Genomic DNA, 21,263 nt, shown 5'->3' with positions numbered 1-21,263 from the left:
GCCGGCCGGGGCGCACGTGGCGGCCCGGCGGCAGAACGGCTCTTGCTGGCCGCGGGTCAGTCGCGCGATGCGTGGTTCAGCATCGGCAGGTCCAGGCCCTGCTCGCGCGCGCAGTCGACGGCGATCTGGTAGCCGGCGTCGGCATGGCGCATCACGCCGGTGGCCGGGTCGTTGTGCAGCACGCGGGCGATGCGCGCGGCGGCCTCGTCGGTGCCGTCGCAAACGATCACCACGCCGGAATGCTGCGAGAAGCCCATGCCCACGCCGCCGCCGTGGTGCAGCGAGACCCAGGTGGCGCCGCTGGCGGTGTTGAGCAGTGCGTTCAGCAGCGGCCAGTCCGACACCGCATCCGAGCCGTCCTGCATGGCCTCGGTCTCGCGGTTGGGGCTGGCGACCGAGCCCGAGTCCAGGTGGTCGCGCCCGATCACGACCGGCGCCGACAGCTCGCCGCTGCGCACCATCTCGTTGAAGGCCAGGCCCAGCTTGGCGCGCAGGCCCAGCCCCACCCAGCAGATCCGCGCCGGCAGGCCCTGGAAGCTGATGCGCTCGCGCGCCATGTCGAGCCAGCGGTGCAGGTGCTCGTCATCCGGGATCAGTTCCTTGACCTTGGCGTCGGTCTTGTAGATGTCCTGCGGATCGCCCGACAGCGCGGCCCAGCGGAACGGCCCGATGCCGCGGCAGAACAGCGGACGGATATAGGCGGGCACGAAGCCGGGGAAGTCGAAGGCGTTGGCCACGCCTTCTTCCTTGGCCATCTGGCGGATGTTGTTGCCGTAGTCGAAGGTCGGCACGCCCATCTGCTGGAACGCCAGCATGGCGCGCACATGTTCGGCCATCGACGCCTTGGCGGCCTTGACCACCGCCGCCGGCTCGCGCTGCGCGCGCTCGCGGTATTCGTCCCAGCTCCAGCCGGCCGGCAGGTAGCCGTTGAGCGGGTCATGCGCGCTGGTCTGGTCGGTGACCATGTCCGGGCGCACGCCGCGGCGCACCAACTCGGGCAGCACCTCGGCGGCGTTGGCGCACAGCGCGATCGAGATCGCCTGGCCCTGCGAGGTATAGCGGTCGATGCGGGCCAGCGCGTCGTCCAGATCGGTGGCCTGCTCGTCGACATAGCGAGTCTTCAGGCGGAAGTCGATGCGGCTCTGCTGGCATTCGATGTTCAGCGAACAGGCGCCGGCCAGCGTGGCGGCCAGCGGCTGCGCGCCGCCCATGCCGCCCAGGCCGGCGGTCAGCACCCAGCGGCCCTTCAGGTTGCCGCCGAAGTGCTGGCGGCCGGCCTCGACGAAGGTCTCATAGGTGCCCTGCACGATGCCCTGGCTGCCGATATAGATCCAGCTGCCGGCGGTCATCTGGCCATACATGGCCAGGCCCTTGGCATCGAGTTCGTTGAAGTGTTCCCAGTTGGCCCAGTGCGGCACCAGGTTGGAGTTGGCGATCAGCACGCGCGGCGCGTCGCGATGGGTGCGGAACACGCCCACGGGCTTGCCCGATTGCACCAGCAGGGTCTGGTCGTCTTCCAGGCGGGTCAGGGCCTCGACGATGCGGTCATAGCATTCCCAGTTGCGGGCGGCGCGGCCGATGCCGCCATAGACCACCAGCTCCTTCGGGTTCTCCGCCACCTCGGGGTCGAGGTTGTTCATCAGCATGCGCAGCGGGGCTTCCGTGAGCCAGCTCTTGGCCGTCAGCGTGGTGCCGCGGGGGGCGCGGATTTCGGTGTCGCGGAAACGCGTGGTGGTGGTGGTCTTGGTCACGGGAACTCCTTCGGTCGTGCTGGTCTGGAACGCTCGCTTTTTCGGGCGACGCATAGGCATGTATAGTCCTGTATATACAAGTATGTATGAATCGGTGTAATCCCGTAGGACGAATAAGCCTCAATAAGGCGCTTTAGTCACAATGGAAGCGGTACGCGGGGATAGGGCGGCCAGCTGGCCTGATGGCGGGCGCCGCGTCTATCACGGCCCGGCGGCCTGGGAGGCCTGCGCGTCGCGATGCTGGCATCCGGCCAGGAACACGTCCAGCGGCACCGGCCGCCCGATCACATACCCCTGCGCATAGTCCACCCCGATCGCGCGCAGCGCATCGAGGGTGCGCTCATCCTCCACCCACTCCGCCACCGTGCGCACCCCCAGCCGGTGCCCGATGTCGTTGATCGAGCTGACGATTTCGCGGTCGACCGCGTTGTCGGCCAGTTGCCGGATAAAGCTGCCGTCGATCTTCAGGAAGTCCACCGGGAACTGCTTCAGGTAGGCGAACGAGGACAGGCCCGAGCCAAAGTCGTCCAGCGACACGGTGCAGCCGGCGCGCCGCATCTCTGTCACCAGCCGGTTGGCCGCGGCCATGTTGTTGATCAGCGCGGTTTCCGTGATCTCCAGCCGGATGCGGCTGGCGGGCAGCGCGCTGGCCTCCAGCTCGGCATGCAGGAAGGGCAGCAGGAAGGGCTCGCCGAGCGAGTTGGCGGACAGGTTGATCGATACCGACAGCCCGGGCACGGCGCCCAGGCGTTCGCCGTAGCCGCGCAGCACGTTGCGGATGACCCAGCGGTCGACGTGGCCCATCAGGTCGTAGCGCTCGGCGGCGGGAATGAAGGCACCGGGCATGATCAGATCGCCGTGCTCGTCGACCATGCGCACCAGGATCTCGATATGGCAGTGTTCGGCGCCGTCTTCGTTCTCCTCGGGCTGCAGTGCGCGGATCTCCTGCGCGAACAGGCGGAAGCGGTTCGCTTCCAGCGCCGAATGGATGCCGGCGGCGACTTCCAGCTCGCGGTGGTGGCGGCGCGCGTCGCTCTCGTCGCGGCGGTAGACCGAGACGCGGCTGCGGCCGGCGGCCTTGGCGGCGTAGCAGGCCACGTCGGCGCGGCTCATCAGTTCGCTGACCGGGGGCACGTCCAGGTCGATCGCGGCGATGCCGATGCTGGCGCCCATGTCGTACACGCGTCCTTCCCACGGGAAGCGGCGGCCGCGGATGGCGTCGATCACGCCCTGGCAGACCTGTTCGGCCTGGTCGACAGTGCAGTCCTTGAGCAGCAGCGCGAACTCGTCGCCGCCCAGGCGCGCCAGCACATCGTCGGGGCGCACGTGGTTGCGGATCATGTAGCCCAGTTCGCGCAGCAGCACGTCGCCGGCGCCGTGGCCGGCGGTGTCGTTGACGATCTTGAAGCGGTCCAGGTCGATGAAGCACAGCGCGGCGCGATGGCCGTGCAGCCGCGCCGCGTCGCAGGCTTCGCGCAGGCGCTTCTCGAACCAGGTGCGGTTGGGCAGGCCCGTGAGCGCATCGTGCATGGCCGAACGCGCCAGCTCGCGCTGCAGCGCGCGCGCGGTGGTGATGTCCTGGAACACCAGCACCGCGCCCAGTACCTCGCCGCGCGCGGTCAGCACGGGAGCGGCTGAGTCCTGCACGTCGTGGCGCTCGCCGGTCAGGCTCTGCAGCACGGCGCCGTCCTGCAGGTAGGCGGGCGCGAGCGTGCGCAGGCAGGCTTCGACCGGGCTTGGGATGGGGTCGCCGGTGGCTTCGTCGACGATGCGGAAGACCTGCTCCAGCGGCAGGCCGGTGGCGCCGGCCATGGTCCAGCCGGTCAGCTGTTCGGCGATCGGGTTCATGAAGGTCACGTGCATGGCCGCATCGGTGCAGATCACCGCATCGCCGATCGAGCGCAGCGTGATGTGCAGGCGTTCCTTCTCTTCGAACAGCGCTTCGGTCAGGCGCCGCTGCTCGGTGATGTCCCAGTTGGTGCCGACCAGCGCGTGTGCGGTGCCGTCTGCGGTGCGGGCCACCATGGCCATGGCGCGCACGTGACGGACCTCGCCGCCGGGCCGCACGATGCGGTAGTCGGTGTCAAAGGGCGCCTCGCCCCGGATGGCCCGGCGCATCTCGATGCTGACGCGGCTGACATCCTCCGGATGCAGCAGCGCGATCCATTGCTCCGCCAGCGGTGCGCCGTCGGCGGGGTTGGTGCCGTGCAGCGCATGCATGCGCGCATCCCAGGTGATGTTGGTGCTGGTGAGATCCCGCTCCCAGATGCCCACACCGCCCGCTTCCACGGCCAGCTGGATGCGGCGCGACAGCCGTTCCAGCTCTTGCTGCGCCAGCTTGCGCGCGTGGATGTCTTCCACCTGGGTGATGAAGTGCTGCGGCGCGCCGGTCTGTTCGTCGCGCACCAGCGATACCGCCAGCAGGACCCAGCGGTAGTGGCCGTCCTTGTGGCGGTAGCGCTTTTCCAGGCGGTAGGACTCGATCTTCCCGGACAGCAGGTTGTCGACCTGGAGCAGGCCGCCGCTCAGGTCGTCGGGGTGGGTCAGTTGCTGGTAGCTCAGCTCGCGCAGCTCGGCCGCGCTGTAGCCCAGCAGCTCGGTCATGGCACGGTTCACCGTCTGCCAGCGGCCGTCCATGTCGACCAGCGCCATGCCGATGGCCGAGTGCTCCATGGCCTGGCGAAAACGCTTGTCGCTGCTGCGCAGGCTGGCGCGGCCGTGCCGGTTCTGCTCGGTCAGGTAGGCAATGCAGACCGGGAACACCATGATCACCGCCGCCGACAACGGCACTGCTTGATGGCGGTGCGCGAGCAGCATCAGCGCCTGCAGGCAAAGCGTGGCCACCAGCGTCAGCAGGGCGGTCGCAAACGGATTGCCGGCCAGCGCCACCAGCACCAGCGGCAGCGACATCGCGGCAAACGGGTCGTGGCCCTGCCACTGCGCAAAGGCGCCGATGGCCAGGCACAGCGCCAGCGCGCCCGCCTGCGGCGCCAGCACCGACCGCGCGACGGCGGCGCGCACGCGCACCGCCGTCATCGACAACATCATCGGCAGCAACAGCGCCATGCCGAGCGCGTCGGCCTGCCACCAGGTCCACCAGACCGAGGCGAAGCTGGTGCCATGGGTCGTGGCGATGGCCATGGCCCCGGCGGTGGCCCCCAGTGCCGGCGCCAGGATGCCGCCCACCGCCAGCATCACCGCGAAGGCGGCCAGCGGACCGTGGCGCCCCAGGACGGCATGCCGGTCCAGCAGGCGCAGCAGCCCGAGCGCGAACAGCATCTCGGCCAGGTTGGCGCCGGTCAGCATCAGCGCGGTGGCGACGCTGTCGCCGGCCGCATAGTTGGCCAGCACGCTGGCGCCCAGCATGCCGGCCACCAGCCACGGCCCCTCCGCGCGCGGCCGGTGCAGCAGCAGGCCCAGCCCGAAGGCGTTGGGCAGCCACACCGCCGCCACGGTGCCGGGCAGCCGCGCCAGCCACAGCGCAGCCGCCGCCAGCACGAAATAGCCGGCGCCGGCCAGCAGCAAGGGCAGCCAGCGGCGCTGCGCGGCAGGATGGTCGTTGGCGGCCTGGTGGCTCGGCGGGGCCGTGTCGGGCGTCATGGACGAGAACGATGCAAAAAGGCGGTGCGTCTGGGTGGGAGGAGGCGGCTTGCCCGGCGCGCCCGGGCGGCACGGCCCCGGATGCGGGGACGGAATGCCGCCCAGCGTAGGGGCAATGTAGCGAGGATAGGGACGCGGCCATTGGCAGGACAGGGGCCAGGTTGGGGGCTATCTTGCCACTGGTGCTGGGGGCGATTTTTTGGTAGGGACCGTCAGGCATGCGGGTAAGCCAGTTCATAACCTCACGGGTAATCGCGCCGCGGCCCCGCCGCGCCCATCATGCAGCCATGGCCTGACCCCAGGCCGCTATACGGATTCCCAACCAAGACCAGGAGTACGCCATGTCTGCCGCCATCCAAGCCCAAGTCACTGCCGATCCCGCCACCCTCGCCGACCGCTACCTCGCCGCCTGGAACGAGACCGATGCCGCGCGCCGGCGCGAGCTGATCGCGCTGGCGTGGACGGAATCGGCAAGCTATGTCGATCCGCTGATGCGCGGCGACGGCCATGGTGGCATCGACGCGATGATCGCCGCGGTGCAGGCGAAGTTCCCCGGGTTCCGCTTTACCCGCGTGAGCCCGGTCGATGCGCACGGCGAGCACCTGCGCTTTACGTGGGAACTGGGCCCGGCGGGAGAGCCGGCGCTGGTGGTCGGCACCGACTTCGCCACGATTTCCGCCGATGGCCGGCTCGCGCGCATGACCGGCTTCATCGACCGGGCCCCGGCCGGGTTGGCCTGACCGCGGCGCGCGCCGCCGCTATGTGGCCTGCCCCACCGACAGCCCCCCGCCCACTCGCGGCAAGCTGCTGCATCCAGTGCGGCGGACAGGGGAAGGCAAATGGCGCGATTTCTGCGGGTGGCGGCGTGGGGGCTGGCCGGCACGGCTGTCGCCGTGGCCGTGGCGGCCTATGCCGCGGTATGGGTCGGCGAGCGCAAGGCGGCGCGCATTGTCGAGGTCAAGGTTTCACCCGTCGCCATCCGTGAAGACGCCGCCGGCATCGCCCTCGGCAAGTACCTGTTTGAATCGCGCGGCTGCATGGAATGCCACGGTGCCGGCGGCGGCGGCAAGCAGGTGATCGACGACCCCGGTGGCCTGCGCGTGCGCGCGCCGGACCTGACGCGCGCCAATCCGGACATTGCCGCCTACCAGCCGGTTGACTGGGTACGGAGCATCCGCCATGGCGTGGCGCCCTCGCACCGGCCGCTGCTGATCATGCCCAGCGAGGACTACAACCGCCTGAGCGACGAGGACCTGGGCGCGCTGGTGGGCTACCTGCGCAGCCTGCCGCCGGCGATGGGGGCGCCCGCGGAAATCCGCATGCCATGGCTGGTGCGGGCGCTGTACGGCGTGGGCATCGTGCAGGACGCGGCCGCCAAGATCGACCACAGCTTGCCGGTGCAGCCTGCAATGGTGCCGGCGTCCACGGCCAGGTACGGCGGCTACGTCGCCAATGCCTGCCTGGGATGTCACGGGCCGGACTTCCGCGGCGGCAAGATCCCGGGCGCGCCGCCCGACTGGCCACCCGCGGCGGACCTGCGCCCCGTGCCGGGCGGTGCCATGTCGCGCTACGGCCAGGCTTCGGCCTTTATCGCGATGATGCGCAGCGGCAAGCGGCCCGATGGCACCGAAGTGAGCCGTGTGATGCCGTTCGATTCGTTCGGACGCATGAACGATACCGACCTGACCGCGCTCTATCTGTTCCTGGCCGGCATGCCGCAGCGCTGAGCGCGCGCGTCAGCGCCGCGCCAGCCGCCGGCCGGCGGCGATGCCGGGCAGCTCCACCCAGCGGTGCAGCAGCAGGGCCAGCGCCAGCGCTAGGCCGGCATCGATGACAAAGCGCAGCAGCTGCAGCGCGGTCTGGCCGGGCGCCAGTTCGGGCATCAGGCGCTTGACGCCCTCGATCACGGTGGGGTGCGTCAGGTACAGCGCATACGACAGCTCGCCCAGCCAGACCAGTGCGCGCGGCACGCGCAGCACGCCGGCGTGCTCGGCCGCCACGGCGCCGGCCAGCAGCGCCGCCGCGGGCAGCCCGCGTCCGGCCAGGCTGAAGTCGGGCCCGACCAGCGGCAGCGACAGCGCGAACGCGGCGCAACCGGTTGCCAGCATGCCCACGGCGATGGCCGGCGTCAGCAGGTGGCGCCAGCGCGCATAGGCCCATGCCAGTCCGCAGCCCAGCAGGAATTCCAGCACCAGCGGATTGCTGGCCATGGCCAGCCACGGCGTGGCGAACGGGTAGCCCTGCGCCGGATCGGCCGCCAGCGCGCCGAAGCGCCACCACGGCAGCACCAGCGTGGTCGACGCGAAGACCCCCAGCAGCACCAGCAGCGCGCGCCGCCCGGCCAGCAGCAGGCCGAGCGCGAAGGCGGCGTAGAACGCCAGCTCATAGTTGAGCGACCAGCCCACGTACAGCGCCGGGTAGCCATAGTACGGCGCGTGGTCGGTGGCAGTCGGCAGGAAGGCCAGCGACGCCGCGAATACCGCCGGCGTGACCGGATTGAGCAGCAGCGCATGGATGGCCGACATGATCCAGTACGGCGGCGCCAGCCGGCAGCAGCGCCGGATCATGAAGCTGAGCGGGCGCTCAGGCTGGGGCCGGGCCAGCACCGCGACCCAGGCGATGATGAAGCCGCTGATGACAAAGAAGACGTCCACGCCGACATGGCCGCGCTTGATCACGTTGTCGGTCAGCCAGTTGAGCGCCGGCGCATCGGCGCCGCCCAGCGCCAGGCCGGAGTGGTAGACCACCACGAACGCGGCGGCCAGCCCGCGCAGGGCCTGGATGCTGTCGAGCCGCGCCACTGACGGGGACTGGGCCGCCGGCACGCGCGTGGCAGCGGTGGCGCGCGGGACCGGTACCGCGGAGGCGCCGGAATAAGTGTGTTCTGGAATAGTCGATGGCACTGTTGCGGCGACAGAAATCGGAAAGCGAAGGGATTCATGAGGGACAGCCGCCACATGCCCAAAGTTCGTGCAAAACGGCTTCGGGGGCAGGGTAGTGCGCACGGTGTCCGGCAAGGTGACCGAAATTGCACTATCCTCATTTGTCCTTTGCGCCAGGCTGCGGCGCATGGGCAGTGCCCGCGCGCCGCACCGCGCCCGGCGGGGCACTGGAAAGAACCAGCGGGCAACGTACCCAAGGAGTGTCCCCCCATGACCACCCTCAATATCAACGTCAACGGCAAGACCCGTGAAGTCGACGTGGACCCGTCCACGCCGCTGCTGTGGGCGCTGCGTGACAACCTTGAAATGACCGGCACCAAGTTCGGCTGCGGCATGGCCGCATGCGGTGCCTGCACCGTGCACGTCAACGGCCAGGCTACGCGCAGCTGCGTGACGCCGGTATCCGCCGCTGCCGGCGCGCGCATCACCACCATCGAAGGCATCGGCACTGACAAGGTCGGGCGCGCCGTGATGGACGCCTGGCTCAAGCACGACGTGGCGCAATGCGGCTACTGCCAGAACGGCCAGGTGATGAGCGCCATCGGCCTGCTGCGCACCAAGCCGCGGCCCACCGACGCCGACATCGACCAGGCCATGGCCGGCAACCTGTGCCGCTGCGGCACGTACCAGCGCATCCGCGCGGCGATCAAAGACGCCGCCCGTGCGCTGGCCTGAGCGGGAGGACACCAATATGCGTATCCGAGGCATCGAAGCCCTGGCAGGCGGCCAGGCCGGCAATAGCGGCGAAGCGCGCCCGAACACCGGCGTGGCCACGCTGGACCGCCGCAGTTTCCTGAAGCTGACCGGCCTCGCCGGCAGCGGCCTGGCGCTGGGCGTGGCCCCGCTGGCGCAGGCACAGGAGGGCGCCAAGCCCAAGGCGCCGCCGCCGGCGCCGCAGGCATTCCTGATCATCGCGCCGGACAACACCGTGACCGTGGCCGTGAACCGGCTCGAATTCGGCCAGGGCGTGCACACCGCATTGCCGATGGCGCTGGCCGAAGAGCTGGACGCCGACTGGCGCAACGTGCGCGCCACGCTGGCGCCGGCCGGCGATCCGTACAAGGACCCTGGCTTCGGCATGCAGATGACCGGCGGCTCCACCGCGCTGAACCACTCGTTCCAGCAGTACCGCGAACTGGGCGCGCGCGCCCGCGCGATGCTGGTGGCGGCGGCCGCGCAGCAATGGAAGGTCGATCCGGCCAGCTGCAAGGTGGAGCAGGGCGTGGTCACGTCCGGCAGCCACCGGGCCACCTTCGGCGAACTGGCGCCGGCGGCGATGGAGCTGCCCGTGCCGCAGCGGGTTACGCTGAAAGACCCGTCGCAGTTCCGCATCGTCGGCAAGCCCACGCCGCGGCTGGATGCGCGCGGCAAGATGGACGCGACCACGCCGTTCGGCATCGACACGCACCTGAAAGGCATGGTGGTGGCCGTGGTGGCGCGCCCGCCGCGCTTTGGCGGCAAGGTCAAGAGCTTCAGCGCCGACAAGGCGCGCGCGGTGCAGGGCGTGCGCGGCGTGCTGCAGGTGCCGGTTGACCGCGGCGGCAGCGGCGTGGCCGTGATTGCCAGCGGCTACTGGCCGGCCAAGATGGGCCGCGACGCGCTCGACATCCAGTGGGAAGACGCGGGCTCGAAGGTGTCGTCGCAGGCGCTCTTCGATGAATACGCAAAGCTGGCCGGCCAGCCCGGCATGGTGGCGCGCGCGGGGAGCGGGGATATCGGCTCGGCCATCAACGGTGCCGCGCGCAAGATCGAGGCCGATTTCCGCTTCCCGTACCTGGCGCACGCGCCGATGGAGCCGCTGAACTGCACGCTGCAGCCGGAAGTGGCCGGCGGCAAGGTGCAGTCGGTCAAGGTCTGGGTGGGCTCGCAGTTCCAGACCGTCGACCAGGCCGCGGTGGCGCGCACGCTGGGGCTGGCGCCGGACAAGGTGGTGCTCAACACCATGATGGCCGGCGGCGGCTTCGGCCGGCGCGCGGTGCCGACCTCGGACTACATCGTTGAGGCGGCCAACGTGCTCAAGGCCTGGGTGGCCGCCGGCCACACCGAGCCGCTCAAGGTGGTGTGGAGCCGCGAGGATGATATCCGCGGCGGCTACTACCGCCCCCTGCACCTGCACCGCGCCCGCATCGGGCTGGATGCGCAGGGCAAGGTGGTGGGCTGGCAGCACACCATCGTCGGCCAGTCGATCCTGAAGGGCACGCCGTTCGAGCCCTTCATGGTCAAGAACGGCGTCGACGCCACCATGACCGAGGGCATCGTCGAGAATGACTATGACCTGCCCCTGCAGATGTCGGTGCACCACCCGCAGGTGGACGTGCCGGTGCTGTGGTGGCGCTCCGTGGGCAATACGCACACCGCCTTCGTCAAGGAAACGCTGGCCGATGAAATGGCCGCGGCCTCGAAGCAGGACCCCGTGGCATTCCGCCTGGCCCGGCTCGACGCGAAGAAGCACGCGCGCCACCGCGCCGCGCTGCAGCTGGCGGTGGACAAGTCCGGCTACGGCAAGCGCAAGCTGCCCAAGGGCCATGCCTGGGGCGTGGCCGTGCATGAGTCGTTCAACACCGTGGTGGCGTATGTGGTCGACGTCTCGGTGGTGAAGGGCGAGCCGCGCGTGCATCGCGTCACCGCCGGCGTGCATGCCAACCGCGTGGTCAACCCGATGTCGGCCGAGGCCCAGATCCAGGGTGCCTGCGTGTTCGGGCTGGCCATGACCAAGCCGGGGTTTGCCATCGAGATCGAGAACGGCGCCGTGAAGAACAGCAACTTTACGGACTTCCCGCCGCCGCGCATCACCGATGCGCCGGTGGTGGACGTGTTCTTCGTGCCCTCGCAGGAGAACCCCACCGGCCTGGGCGAGCCGGGCGTGCCGCCAATCGCGCCGGCAGTGGCCAATGCGCTGTTCACGCTGACGGGGAAGAGGCAGCGGCAGTTGCCGTTTGTGATGGCGTGATGCGGTGATGGCAAATCCTGCATGCTGCAGGTTTGCTCCCCTCTCCCGCTAGCGGGAGAGGGGAGCATATGCGTCGGCTCGCTGCTTCGTTCACAAGGGATGGCAGCTTGCGTCCAGCGCGCAGACAAAGTCTCGTTCAGCTGAATCCCCACTCCCACACTTTGATCTGAAGCACAGAATCTAACGCGAATCATTCGTATTCTTGTGCTCGTGTTGAGCGCACGACAGGGAATACGGATGTACCACGACAGCATCGCGGCACGCGGCGGCCTGGCCAGCGCGCGCGGCAGTCTCCGGCTGATTGCGGCAATCGTCATCGTCATGGCGCTGGCGTTGTTGGCCGGATGCAGCGGGGGCTGCAGCGAGGGCGATCCCGACCCTGCGCCCGCCGGCAATCAACTCTCGCCGATGGGGCAGCTCGGCGAGAAGATCTTCTTCGATACCGCGCTGTCCGCCTCGGGCCAGCAGTCCTGCGCCACCTGCCATGTCCGGGAGCGTGCCTACGCCGCCGATGACGACCTGGCGGTGCCTTTCGGCGGGCCCGGCATGGACTTCGCCGGCCTGCGCAACGCGCCGTCGCTCGCCTACGTACAGTTCACGCCCCCGTTCGGCTTCGACAAGGACGGCGCGCCTTTCGGCGGCTTCTTCCGCGACGGTCGCGCAGCGTCGCTGGCGCAGCAGGCGGAGATGCCGTTCCTGACGAGCTTCGAGATGGCCAATGCCTCGGCCGATGAAGTCCTGTCGCGGCTGCTGACGCGGCCCTACCTCGACGAATTCAAGGCCGTGTTCGGCCCGGACGCGGCCACCGATGGCACCACAACGCTGCACCAGATCGGTCAGGCGCTGGCGCAATACCAGAGCGAGGACCGCTCCTTCCATGCCTTCTCCAGCAAGTACGACGCCTACCTGCAGGGCCGCGCGCAGCTGACGCAGGCCGAGCTCAACGGCCTGGCGCTGTTCAACAACCCGGCCAAGGGCAACTGCACGGCCTGCCATGTGAGCACGCCCACTGGCAGCACCCCCGCGCTGTTCACCGATTTCACCTACGACAATGTCGGCCTGCCGCGCAACTGGAGGATTGCCGCCAATATCGACGGCAATACGCTCGAGTACGTGCCGCACAACGGCACCGGCCTGGGCCAGCCCTGGCACGACTACTACGACATGGGCCTGTGCGGACCGCTGCGTACCGACCTGGCCAGCCGCACCAGCCTGTGCGGCGCATTCAAGGTGCCGACGCTGCGCAATATCGCGCTGACCGCGCCGTATTTTCACAACGGCGTGTTCGATACGCTGGAGGAAGCGGTGGCGTGGTACGTCACGCGCGACACCATGCAGGCGCGCTGGTACGTCAGACCCGACGGCTCGCCCGACATCCCCTACAACGACCTGCCCACGGTCTACGCCGCCGGCGTCAACGTGACCGAGGTGCCCTACATCCCGGGGCTGGCCCCCACGCTGAGCAACCGCGAGATTGCCGACGTGGTGCGCTTCCTGTGCACGCTGACCGATGGCTTCGATCCCGCCAATCCGTCCGCCTATCGCGTGCCGTCGCAATGCAACGCCACCGAGGCGAGCGTTGCCGCCACGCTGGCGGGCCCGGCGCGCTACGCCAGGCTGCGCCGCTGAGCCGCGCTGAAGGTTTTCAAGGGAGAGGAAACACCATGAGGAAATCCGTGATCGCGGCCGCACACGTGCTGTGCGCCGGCGCCGCCACGCCCGCCACCGCCACCGCCACCGCAGCGCCGGCAACCGCGCAGCAACTGCAGCGCAAGATCGACGACATATCCGGCCAGCTCGCTGCGCTGCAGGCCGAACTGCGGGCGATGCAGTCGCAGCAGGCCACGCTGGCCGGCCAGCAGCAGGCACAGGCCGCGCAGCAAGCCGAGCAGGCCAGTCAGGTCTCGCAGTTGCAGACCGCGCAGGCCAGCGTCGGGCAGGCCGTGCAGAGGCCCTCGCCGCTCGACAACCTGAGCGTGTTCGGCTACGGCGAACTGGGCTACTCACGCCCCACCCGCAATACCAACGACACCCGCGCCGACCTGGGCCGCGCCGTGTTCGGCCTGGGCTATCGCTTTGACGACAAGACCCACTTTGCCTCCGAGTTCGAGGTCGAGCACGCCATCACCTCGTCGGACGACAACGGCGAGTTCGAAGTCGAGCAGTTCTATGTCGACCATATGCTCAGCAACAAGATTGGCGTCACCGCCGGCCTGTTCCTGATGCCCGTTGGCCTGCTCAACGAGAAGCACGAACCGACCTCGTACTACGGCGTGCACCTCAATTTCGTCGAGACGCTGGTGATCCCGTCGACCTGGCGCGAGGGCGGACTGGCGCTGCATGGCAATACCGATTTCGGGCTCGACTGGAACGTCGGCCTGACCACCGGGCTGGACCTGTCGAAATGGAACTTCACGCCCGAGACCGCCCCGTACAACTCGGCGCTGGACCTTCAGAACAGCGGCATCGCGCCAATGCAGGCCGGCCATCAGGAAATGAGCCTGGCCTATGCCAAAAACCTGTCGCAATACATCTCGCTGAACTACCGCGGCGTGCCCGGCTTGCAGCTCGGCGGCTCGGTCTTTACCGGCAACGCCAATCCCGCCGCGGGCGCGGGTACACAGCGCACCACGCTGTGGGAGACACATGGCCGCTGGACGCCGGGCCGGTGGGACCTGTCGGCGCTGTATGCGCGCGGCACCATTAGCAATACCGCCGCGGTCAACGCGCAGTATCCGGGCACGCCCAACCCCATGCCGGCCGCCTTCTACGGCTGGTATGTGCAGGGCGCCTACACCGCCTGGCAGAAGGGCAAGTCGCGCGCGGCGCCGTTCGTGCGCTACGAGCGCTACAACATGGGCGCGAAGTACGAGGGCATTGCGCCGGGTTTTTCGCCGTACCCGACCCAGCCGCTGCCGGTCGACGGAACCGGCACGGTGTTCGGCTACTGGCCGCGACCCTATGACAGCGTGTGGGCCGTGGGCATGAATTACTACCTGAACCCGAACGTGGTGTTCAAGGTCGACTACCAATGGTTCCGCGAGAACCGCGACTTCAACCGGCTCGACCTGGGTCTGGGCATCACCTTCTGAGCAGCGCCATGCGATACCGGACCATTCCCACGATGCTGGTGTGCGCGGCCGCCACCGCCTCCGCCGGCTTTGTCGTGACGGCGGTGCATGCCACCGAGTACCTCGACGCCGCGCAGGCGTGCGCGCTGATGTTCCCGCAGGCCAGCGAATTCCGGCCGGTGATGGTGGCGCTCGACGCCGCGCAACTGAGCCAGCTTGCCGAGCGCGCCGGCGGCCCGGCCCGTGCCGGCGCGTGGCGCGTGTGGCAGGCGCGGCAGGGCCACAAGGTGCTCGGCTACGTCGTGACCGACGCGGTGATCGGCAAATTCGATTTGATCGATTACGCCGTGGCGCTGGATCCGTTCGGCACCATCGCCCAGGTGGAGATCCTGGTAGCCATGGCTATGAGGTCCGGGGCAAGCCCTGGCGCAGCCAGTTCGCCGGCAAGAACGCGGCGGCAGCACTGCGCGCGGGGGACGATATCGCCATCGTCAGCGGTGCCACCCTGTCCTGCACCCACCTGACCGACGGCATCCGGCGCATCGCCGTGATGGCGCAGCTCGCGTTGGCCGGCAGGTTAGGGTGATCGGCGTGCGCCTCAACGACAGTCCCTTTGCTTGCGAGTACCGCCGCGCGCGCCCGTTGCTCGGCACGCTGGCAGAGGTGCGCGTGCAGGCGGCCAGCGGCACGCAGGCCGAGGCCGCGCTGAGCGCCGCGTTTGCGGCGCTGGCGCAGGTCCACCGGCTGATGAGCCCGCACGAACCCGGCAGCGACCTGTACCGCCTGAACCACGCGCCAGTGGACGTGCCCGTGCCGCTGGACCCGCACACGCTCGCGGTGCTCACGTGCGCCGCGGCGCTGCAGCGCGATAGCGGCGGTGCCTTCGATTGCGAATGCGGCAGCGCTCCGGCAGCGGCCAACGGTGGCGCTGCATGGCATATCGAAGGCGACGCGGTGCGCAAGCAGCGGGTGCTGCGGCTGGATCTGGGCGGTATCGCCAAGGGCTATGCAGTGGATCTCGCCATCGAAGCACTGCGGGGCTTCGGGCTGGCGCGCGCGGTGGTCAACGCCGGCGGCGACCTGCGCCATGTCGGACGCGATCCGGTGCCGGTCTGGTTGCGCGAGCCGGCGTGCCCCAGGCGGGTGGCGCGGCGCATGCTGCTGGACAACGCCGCGCTCGCCAGCTCCGCCAGCGGCGGGCTGGGGCCGGGGCGGCTCACCGCCTCCCTCATCGTCGACCGCCGCACCGGCCTGCGCCTGCTGCCCGGCGCCGGCGCCACGGTGCTCGCGCCGCAATGCATGCTGGCCGATGCGCTGGCCAAGGTCGTGCTGGTTGACGCTGCGCCGGAGCATCCATTGCTGTCGCGTCACGGTGCATGCGCGCTGCTGTACCGCAGCGGTGGACGGGGGCCGGCATGACCAGGGCAGCCAATCCGCGCACGCCCGCCTTCCGCCGCGGCCGGCGCCGCCGTCTCGCGCTCTATGTCGTATCTGCGCTGCTGCTCGGCTCCGCCTTGCCGACGCTGGCCTTGCGTGCCGCGCATGCCGATCCGGCACAGTGGCTCGGCTGGACGGCGTGGAGCATGAAGCTGCACGGCGCTGCCGCCTTCGCCGCGCTGTTCCTGCTCGGCACGCTCTGGCCCACGCATATGCGCGCGGCCTGGCTGCGGCGACACAACCGCCTTGCCGGTGGCATGTTTGCGGCGGCGACGGCAGTGACGGTGGCGACCGGGTATGGGCTGTATTACTTCAATGGCGAAACGCTGCGCAGCGTCAGCGATGGTCTGCATTGGGGCAGTGGGCTGGCGGCGGCGTGGCTGTTTGTCGTGCATCGGCGCGCGGGGCGCCGGGAGGGACGGCGGGGTTCGGGCCTGTAGGAATATCGCACCAGTGTCGCGCAAGGCGTGGCTGCACCCTATTGCGTTTGCGCGGTGAGCGGCGTAGAACGGGGAAAACTGCGCGGGAAGAACTGCGCGGAAGAAAACTACGCCAGCACCGCCCGGCCGCCGCATTTCGCGGACCGGGGGCGAGCCCGGAGACCGAGGTGTGACCATGGAGACCCAGGAAAGTACGCTGACCCTTGCGCTGATGACCGAGCCCGCGCGAATCCGGATCTGCCGGGCGCTGCTGGATGCCGGCGAGGCGGGCCTGCCGGCCACTGACCTGGCGCAGGTTGCACGGCTGAGCCTGGCGCGCGCCAGCCATGTATTCCTGGAGCTGGTGCAGGCCGATGTGCTGGCGCTGTCGATCCAGGAGCGCCGCGTTTGCTACGTGCTAAAGGCGCGCCGCGCCGTGACCGAGGCGCTGGGCTATATCGACGCCAGCGGACTGGCCGACTGATCCATGCGACGTGGCCGGGCAGCAAGCTGCGGCGGCCCGCCTCCACCGCCGTCCCGCCAGCGGCTGGCTACTTCCGGACTTCCTTCAGTGCCCGCTCACGCGCGGCCTCCCGGTCCTGCGTGAGCCGGTAGGCCGCGTAGTACTTGTAGATATTGCGCACATAGGTGGTGGTTTCGATGCCGATCTTCTCGGCCACCACGATCTCGACATTGTTGAACCATTTGTCGGGGTCAAGCCCGCGCGCCGCAGCCTCCTTGCGCATCTTCGCGATATTGCCGGGCCCGGCGTTGTAGCTGGCAAAGGCGAACAGCGGCCGCGCTGATTCCGAGAAGTGCGCATCGGGGAAATACTTCGACATCAGCCGGTCCATGTACTTGGCGCCGGCGTGGATGTTGGACTCCACCATCTGGATATTGCCCACGTTCAGTTCCTTGCCGGTGGCGGGCATGATCTGCATGATGCCGACCGCGCCCACGCGGCTGCGCGCCTTCTGGTTGAGCTGGGATTCCTGGAACCCTTGTGCTGCCAGCATCAGCGGATCGAAGCCATAGTCCTTGCCGTACTTCTCGAAGAAGGCAACGGTCTGCTGGAAGCGCTTGTATTCCGCGTCGTCGGTGTTGTTCTTGATCTGCTTGACCCGGCGCATGGTTTGCTTGAGCAGGTATTCCGCCACGCCGTGCTTCCTGACGTGGTTGACATAGAAATCATCGATCACTTGCCGCAACTGCGGGCTGTCCTTGCGGAACGCCCAGCCGACATAGCCGCCTTCGCGCACCGCCAGGTCCTGGCGCACCTTGATATCAGGCAGGATCTGCGCCCACATTGCGGCCTTCCAGTCGTCGACCACGACGATCTCCAGCAGGCCCGCATTCACCATCTCGAGCACGTCTTCGTCTTCAAGCGCGTCGGGCAGCAGCACCAGCTGCATCGGCGCCTTGCTGGACTGGCGCAGGCGGTTGTTCAGTGCAGTCAGGCTATCGTAGTAGCTGCTCGCGCGGCGCACATGGACGGTCTTGCCCGCCAGGTCGTCCAGGCTCTTCAGCGCCGGCGACTTCGGGCCGGTCACGATCAGCTCGCGCACTGGCTTGCGGTCGCGCGGCGCGGCAAAGTCGACCAGCTTCAGCCGTGCCTCGGTCTCGGTGAGGTTGCCGGCGGCAATATCGCCCAGGCCCGCCGCCAGGTCGGGCAGCAGGCGGTCGCGCGTGGTGGGGATGATGATGATGGTGAGCGGGCGCTTGCCCAGTCGACTGGCGTAGGTCTTGTTCAGGTAGCGCTCGAATTCCCGCACCAGTTCTGCGGTAATTCCGCGCTCGTGGCCTTTGTCGCTGAAGTAGAGGGTGCGGCTGTAAGGCACCAGCACGCGGATGACGCGGCTGTTGACCATCACGTCGAAGTCGCCCGTGCGCGGCTTGTTGGCCAGGTTGAGGCCGCGCGGTTTGGCGGCATCTGCCTTGCCGGTTGCGGCTTTCGCCGCGGGGGCAGCAACGGGCGCGGACGCCGGCGCCGGCTTCTGCTGCGCTACGGCAAACGTGCTGCACAGGCTGAGTGCGCCCACCAGGCCGGACAGGAGAAGGCCTGCAAACCAGTGGCATGGGTGGGCGGCGGACATGGCGCAGATGGCAAGCCGGGCAGAAAGGCGCGCGACTCGCTCGTATCGAGTCTAGGCGCGATTCTGCCTCTTGCAAGCCGCCAGGGTCTGGATGCTGCCGAAGGGCAAACGGGAGGGGTATGTCTGGCAAAAAGCAGGTGGCCGGTTGATCCCGGCCACCCGTCGTGCAAAGGCTGGCGCTATTGCTTTGGTGCGGCCATTTCCTGCTTGGCCGTTGCATCGGCTGCCTTGTTCTCTACCTTGCGCTCCTGCTTGGCAGCGCCGACTTCTTCCTTGTACTCACCCTTGGCCGCCTTCTTCTTGGCCTTGTACTCGGCGGCGGCCTTCTGGCGCGCCTCGCGGCGTTCCACCAGCGGGTCCTTCGGCGGTTCGACCTGGGTCATGCCGGGCGGCACGCCCTGGCCGCTTGCCGGCGTGGCAGAGGTTGCCGGCATCGCCGGGGTCGCGGGCATGCCCTGGGCAGCAGGGGTTGCCGGCGTGGCCGGGGTAGCGGGGGTGGCGGTTGTCTGGGCAATGGCAGCAGCGCAGCTGAGGCCAGCCAGGCCTGCGGCAATCACGCTGGCGATTCGGGTAAGGCGAGCGGGCTGTTTCGTATCCATGGAATACCTCCAGAGTCGCTGTCGGAGGCGCCGGCAACGGAAGCGCTCGGCGCGGCGTACGCCGTACATCCGGCCAAGACGGGCGCGCGGCGACAAGCCCAGTCTAGGTAGCGGCACCACGTTGCGCTGTCAGGCACACGCCCGAATGGGTGCCGGGATTATTCCTACAGGCGGGTCGTTGCCGGCCGGGAGCCCATGCCGCGCAAGGCATCAACCGCCCCTCGGGAAAACCCGCATCACCCCCGCGTCTTGAAATGCCCCTACCCCGTCCCTATAATTAGCACTCGTCAGGGGTGAGTGCTAACAGCCTCCTGCGACACCTGAACATTTCTGACGGCCGTCGCCTCGGTAGCCGGCCGATTTGTGATCAAAAACTCACTTTGTATCTAGGAGTCCGTATGAATCTGCGTCCTTTGCACGACCGCGTGATCGTGAAGCGTCTGGACAACGAAACCAAGACCGCGTCCGGTATCGTGATTCCCGACAACGCTGCCGAGAAGCCCGATCAAGGCGAAGTGCTGGCAATCGGTCCTGGCAAGAAGGATGACAAGGGCAACAACATCGCCCTCGACGTCAAGGTCGGTGACCGCGTGCTGTTCGGCAAGTACGCCGGCCAAGCCGTGAAGGTGGAAGGCCAGGAACTGCTGGTCATGCGCGAAGAAGACATCATGGCCGTGGTGAACAAGTAATTCACCAACTGACCGCCACCCGTACAGATTTCAGGAGATTCAAGAATGGCAGCTAAAGACGTAGTGTTCGGCGACGCCGCACGTGCCAAGATGGTCGAAGGCGTGAACATCCTCGCCAACGCAGTCAAGGTGACCCTGGGCCCGAAGGGCCGCAACGTGGTGCTGGAGCGCAGCTTCGGCGGCCCGACCGTGACCAAGGACGGCGTGTCCGTGGCCAAGGAAATCGAGCTGAAGGACAAGCTGCAGAACATGGGCGCCCAGATGGTCAAGGAAGTTGCTTCCAAGACCAGCGACAACGCCGGTGACGGTACCACCACCGCAACCGTGCTGGCCCAGTCGATCGTGCGCGAAGGCATGAAGTTCGTTGCCGCCGGCATGAACCCGATGGACCTGAAGCGCGGCATCGACAAGGCTGTTGCCGCCGCCGTGGAAGAGCTGAAGAAGGTCAGCAAGCCCACCACCACCAGCAAGGAAATCGCCCAGGTTGGCGCGATCTCGGCCAACAGCGACACCTCCATCGGTGAGCGCATTGCCGAAGCCATGGACAAGGTCGGCAAGGAAGGCGTGATCACGGTTGAAGACGGCAAGTCGCTGGCCGACGAGCTGGAAGTCGTGGAAGGCATGCAGTTCGACCGCGGCTACCTGTCGCCGTACTTCATCAACAACCCGGAAAAGCAAGTTGTCCAGCTGGACAGCCCGTTCGTGCTGCTGTTCGACAAGAAGGTCTCGAACATCCGCGACCTGCTGCCGGTGCTGGAGCAAGTGGCCAAGGCCGGCCGCCCGCTGCTGATCATCGCTGAAGACGTCGAGGGCGAAGCCCTGGCGACCCTGGTGGTCAACAACATCCGTGGCATCCTGAAGACCGCCGCCGTCAAGGCCCCGGGCTTCGGCGACCGCCGCAAGGCCATGCTGGAAGACATCGCCATCCTGACCGGTGGCACTGTCATCGCTGAAGAAATCGGCCTGACGCTGGAAAAGGCTGGCCTGAACGACCTGGGCCAGGCCAAGCGCATCGAGATCGGCAAGGAAAACACCATCATCATCGACGGCGCCGGCGACGCAGCTGCGATCGAAGGCCGCGTCAAGCAAATCCGCGCCCAGATCGAAGAAGCGACCTCGGACTACGACCGTGAGAAGCTGCAAGAGCGCGTGGCCAAGCTGGCCGGCGGTGTTGCCGTGATCAAGGTTGGCGCTGCCACCGAAGTCGAAATGAAGGAAAAGAAGGCCCGCGTGGAAGACGCCCTGCACGCCACCCGCGCTGCGGTGGAAGAAGGCATCGTCCCCGGCGGTGGTGTGGCCCTGCTGCGTGCCCGCGCTGCGATCTCGGCACTGACCGGCGAAAACGCCGACCAGAACGCCGGTATCAAGATCGTGCTGCGCGCCATGGAAGAGCCGCTGCGCCAGATCGTGCTGAACGCCGGTGAAGAAGCTTCGGTGGTCGTTGCCAAGGTTATCGAAGGCAAGGGCAACTACGGCTACAACGCGGCTTCGGGCGAGTACGGCGACCTGGTGGAAATGGGCGTGCTGGACCCGACCAAGGTCACCCGCACCGCACTGCAGAACGCCGCTTCGGTGGCTTCGCTGATGCTGACCACGGACTGCGCAGTTGCCGAATCGCCGAAGGAAGAATCGGCTCCGGCAATGCCGGGCGGCATGGGCGGCATGGGCGGCATGGAAGGCATGATGTAATTCATTGCCGACCGACTGCCCTT

The 21,263-nt window shown here is 68.2% G+C and carries 16 protein-coding genes and 1 pseudogene; 12 read left to right on the top strand and 5 right to left on the bottom strand.

Features of this window, described 5'->3' with window-relative positions:
- Positions 1 to 56 precede the first annotated feature (56 nt).
- The gene (hutU, locus tag CF68_RS19695) at positions 57 to 1,751 is read right to left on the bottom strand and encodes a urocanate hydratase (RefSeq protein WP_035821956.1); all 1,695 of its coding nucleotides are present in this window, start codon (positions 1,749 to 1,751) and stop codon (positions 57 to 59) included.
- A 201-nt stretch (positions 1,752 to 1,952) separates the two neighbouring features.
- Positions 1,953 to 5,351 carry a diguanylate cyclase gene (locus CF68_RS19690; RefSeq protein WP_035821954.1) on the bottom strand — a complete coding sequence of 1,133 codons (3,399 nt, stop codon included), beginning with the start codon at positions 5,349 to 5,351 and terminating at the stop codon, positions 1,953 to 1,955.
- Between the two features lie 341 nt (positions 5,352 to 5,692).
- On the opposite strand from CF68_RS19690, the gene CF68_RS19685 reads away from it, so the two are divergent.
- Both CF68_RS19685 and CF68_RS19680 read left to right on the top strand, forming a co-directional pair.
- Entirely contained in the window at positions 5,693 to 6,091 is a 399-nt protein-coding gene (locus CF68_RS19685) for a nuclear transport factor 2 family protein (RefSeq protein WP_035821951.1), read from the top strand.
- A gap of 99 nt (positions 6,092 to 6,190) precedes the next feature.
- Entirely contained in the window at positions 6,191 to 7,078 is an 888-nt protein-coding gene (locus tag CF68_RS19680) for a c-type cytochrome (protein WP_035821948.1), read from the top strand.
- Positions 7,079 to 7,087: 9 nt separating this feature from the next.
- Here CF68_RS19680 and CF68_RS19675 read toward each other — a convergent pair whose 3' ends face one another.
- Entirely contained in the window at positions 7,088 to 8,176 is a 1,089-nt protein-coding gene (locus tag CF68_RS19675; RefSeq protein WP_035821945.1) for an acyltransferase, read from the bottom strand.
- A 327-nt stretch (positions 8,177 to 8,503) separates the two neighbouring features.
- Between CF68_RS19675 and CF68_RS19670 the strand changes: the two genes are divergently transcribed.
- The 8 genes and pseudogenes from CF68_RS19670 to CF68_RS19635 all read left to right on the top strand — a co-directional run bounded on the left by CF68_RS19670 (position 8,504) and on the right by CF68_RS19635 (position 16,654).
- Positions 8,504 to 8,968: a (2Fe-2S)-binding protein gene (locus tag CF68_RS19670; protein WP_010813052.1), complete on the top strand. Its 465-nt coding sequence runs from the start codon at positions 8,504 to 8,506 to the stop codon at positions 8,966 to 8,968.
- Positions 8,969 to 8,984: 16 nt separating this feature from the next.
- Positions 8,985 to 11,243, top strand: a complete 2,259-nt coding sequence (locus CF68_RS19665; protein WP_035821942.1) for a xanthine dehydrogenase family protein molybdopterin-binding subunit — start codon at positions 8,985 to 8,987, stop codon at positions 11,241 to 11,243.
- Between the two features lie 237 nt (positions 11,244 to 11,480).
- Entirely contained in the window at positions 11,481 to 12,872 is a 1,392-nt protein-coding gene (locus CF68_RS19660; RefSeq protein ID WP_304413120.1) for a cytochrome-c peroxidase, read from the top strand.
- 35 nt (positions 12,873 to 12,907) lie between these two features.
- Positions 12,908 to 14,335: a porin gene (locus CF68_RS19655; RefSeq protein WP_035821940.1), complete on the top strand. Its 1,428-nt coding sequence runs from the start codon at positions 12,908 to 12,910 to the stop codon at positions 14,333 to 14,335.
- Positions 14,336 to 14,343: 8 nt separating this feature from the next.
- Positions 14,344 to 14,900, top strand: a pseudogene (locus CF68_RS19650) (FMN-binding protein).
- 5 nt (positions 14,901 to 14,905) lie between these two features.
- A complete protein-coding gene (locus tag CF68_RS19645) occupies positions 14,906 to 15,733 on the top strand; it encodes an FAD:protein FMN transferase (protein WP_051591600.1) in 828 nt (275 codons plus the stop codon).
- Entirely contained in the window at positions 15,730 to 16,191 is a 462-nt protein-coding gene (locus tag CF68_RS19640) for a hypothetical protein (protein ID WP_035821938.1), read from the top strand. Before CF68_RS19645 ends, CF68_RS19640 begins: the two co-directional genes overlap by 4 nt.
- A gap of 175 nt (positions 16,192 to 16,366) precedes the next feature.
- Entirely contained in the window at positions 16,367 to 16,654 is a 288-nt protein-coding gene (locus CF68_RS19635; RefSeq protein WP_035821936.1) for a hypothetical protein, read from the top strand.
- Positions 16,655 to 16,721: 67 nt separating this feature from the next.
- On the opposite strand, the gene CF68_RS19630 is transcribed toward CF68_RS19635, so the two are convergent.
- Together CF68_RS19630 and CF68_RS19625 are read right to left on the bottom strand one after the other, a co-directional pair.
- A complete protein-coding gene (locus CF68_RS19630; RefSeq protein WP_035821934.1) occupies positions 16,722 to 18,263 on the bottom strand; it encodes a transglycosylase SLT domain-containing protein in 1,542 nt (513 codons plus the stop codon).
- 179 nt (positions 18,264 to 18,442) lie between these two features.
- The gene (locus CF68_RS19625; RefSeq protein WP_035821932.1) at positions 18,443 to 18,862 is read right to left on the bottom strand and encodes a hypothetical protein; all 420 of its coding nucleotides are present in this window, start codon (positions 18,860 to 18,862) and stop codon (positions 18,443 to 18,445) included.
- Positions 18,863 to 19,260: 398 nt separating this feature from the next.
- On the opposite strand from CF68_RS19625, the gene groES reads away from it, so the two are divergent.
- Together groES and groL are read left to right on the top strand one after the other, a co-directional pair.
- Positions 19,261 to 19,551, top strand: a complete 291-nt coding sequence (groES, locus tag CF68_RS19620) for a co-chaperone GroES (protein WP_010813047.1) — start codon at positions 19,261 to 19,263, stop codon at positions 19,549 to 19,551.
- Between the two features lie 45 nt (positions 19,552 to 19,596).
- Positions 19,597 to 21,240, top strand: a complete 1,644-nt coding sequence (gene groL, locus CF68_RS19615; RefSeq protein WP_035821930.1) for a chaperonin GroEL — start codon at positions 19,597 to 19,599, stop codon at positions 21,238 to 21,240.
- The last annotated feature ends 23 nt before the right edge of the window (positions 21,241 to 21,263 follow it).

The sequence above is a fragment of the Cupriavidus sp. SK-4 genome (assembly GCF_000611125.1).
Taxonomy (GTDB): Bacteria; Pseudomonadota; Gammaproteobacteria; order Burkholderiales; family Burkholderiaceae; genus Cupriavidus; species Cupriavidus necator.
Note: the sequence above shows the minus strand (reverse complement) of the source record. Positions and strands in the feature narration are given on the sequence as shown.

Excerpts from the sequence above, each read along its gene's own strand:
- CF68_RS19690 (WP_035821954.1), bottom strand. The coding sequence starts at position 5,351 with ATGACGCCCGACACGGCCCCGCCGAGCCACCAGGCCGCCAACGACCAT.
- CF68_RS19685 (WP_035821951.1), top strand. The coding sequence starts at position 5,693 with ATGTCTGCCGCCATCCAAGCCCAAGTCACTGCCGATCCCGCCACCCTC.
- CF68_RS19680 (WP_035821948.1), top strand. The coding sequence starts at position 6,191 with ATGGCGCGATTTCTGCGGGTGGCGGCGTGGGGGCTGGCCGGCACGGCT.
- CF68_RS19670 (WP_010813052.1), top strand. The coding sequence starts at position 8,504 with ATGACCACCCTCAATATCAACGTCAACGGCAAGACCCGTGAAGTCGAC.
- CF68_RS19665 (WP_035821942.1), top strand. The coding sequence starts at position 8,985 with ATGCGTATCCGAGGCATCGAAGCCCTGGCAGGCGGCCAGGCCGGCAAT.
- CF68_RS19660 (WP_304413120.1), top strand. The coding sequence starts at position 11,481 with ATGTACCACGACAGCATCGCGGCACGCGGCGGCCTGGCCAGCGCGCGC.
- CF68_RS19655 (WP_035821940.1), top strand. The coding sequence starts at position 12,908 with ATGAGGAAATCCGTGATCGCGGCCGCACACGTGCTGTGCGCCGGCGCC.
- CF68_RS19640 (WP_035821938.1), top strand. The coding sequence starts at position 15,730 with ATGACCAGGGCAGCCAATCCGCGCACGCCCGCCTTCCGCCGCGGCCGG.
- CF68_RS19635 (WP_035821936.1), top strand. The coding sequence starts at position 16,367 with ATGGAGACCCAGGAAAGTACGCTGACCCTTGCGCTGATGACCGAGCCC.
- CF68_RS19630 (WP_035821934.1), bottom strand. The coding sequence starts at position 18,263 with ATGTCCGCCGCCCACCCATGCCACTGGTTTGCAGGCCTTCTCCTGTCC.
- CF68_RS19625 (WP_035821932.1), bottom strand. The coding sequence starts at position 18,862 with ATGGATACGAAACAGCCCGCTCGCCTTACCCGAATCGCCAGCGTGATT.
- groES (WP_010813047.1), top strand. The coding sequence starts at position 19,261 with ATGAATCTGCGTCCTTTGCACGACCGCGTGATCGTGAAGCGTCTGGAC.
- groL (WP_035821930.1), top strand. The coding sequence starts at position 19,597 with ATGGCAGCTAAAGACGTAGTGTTCGGCGACGCCGCACGTGCCAAGATG.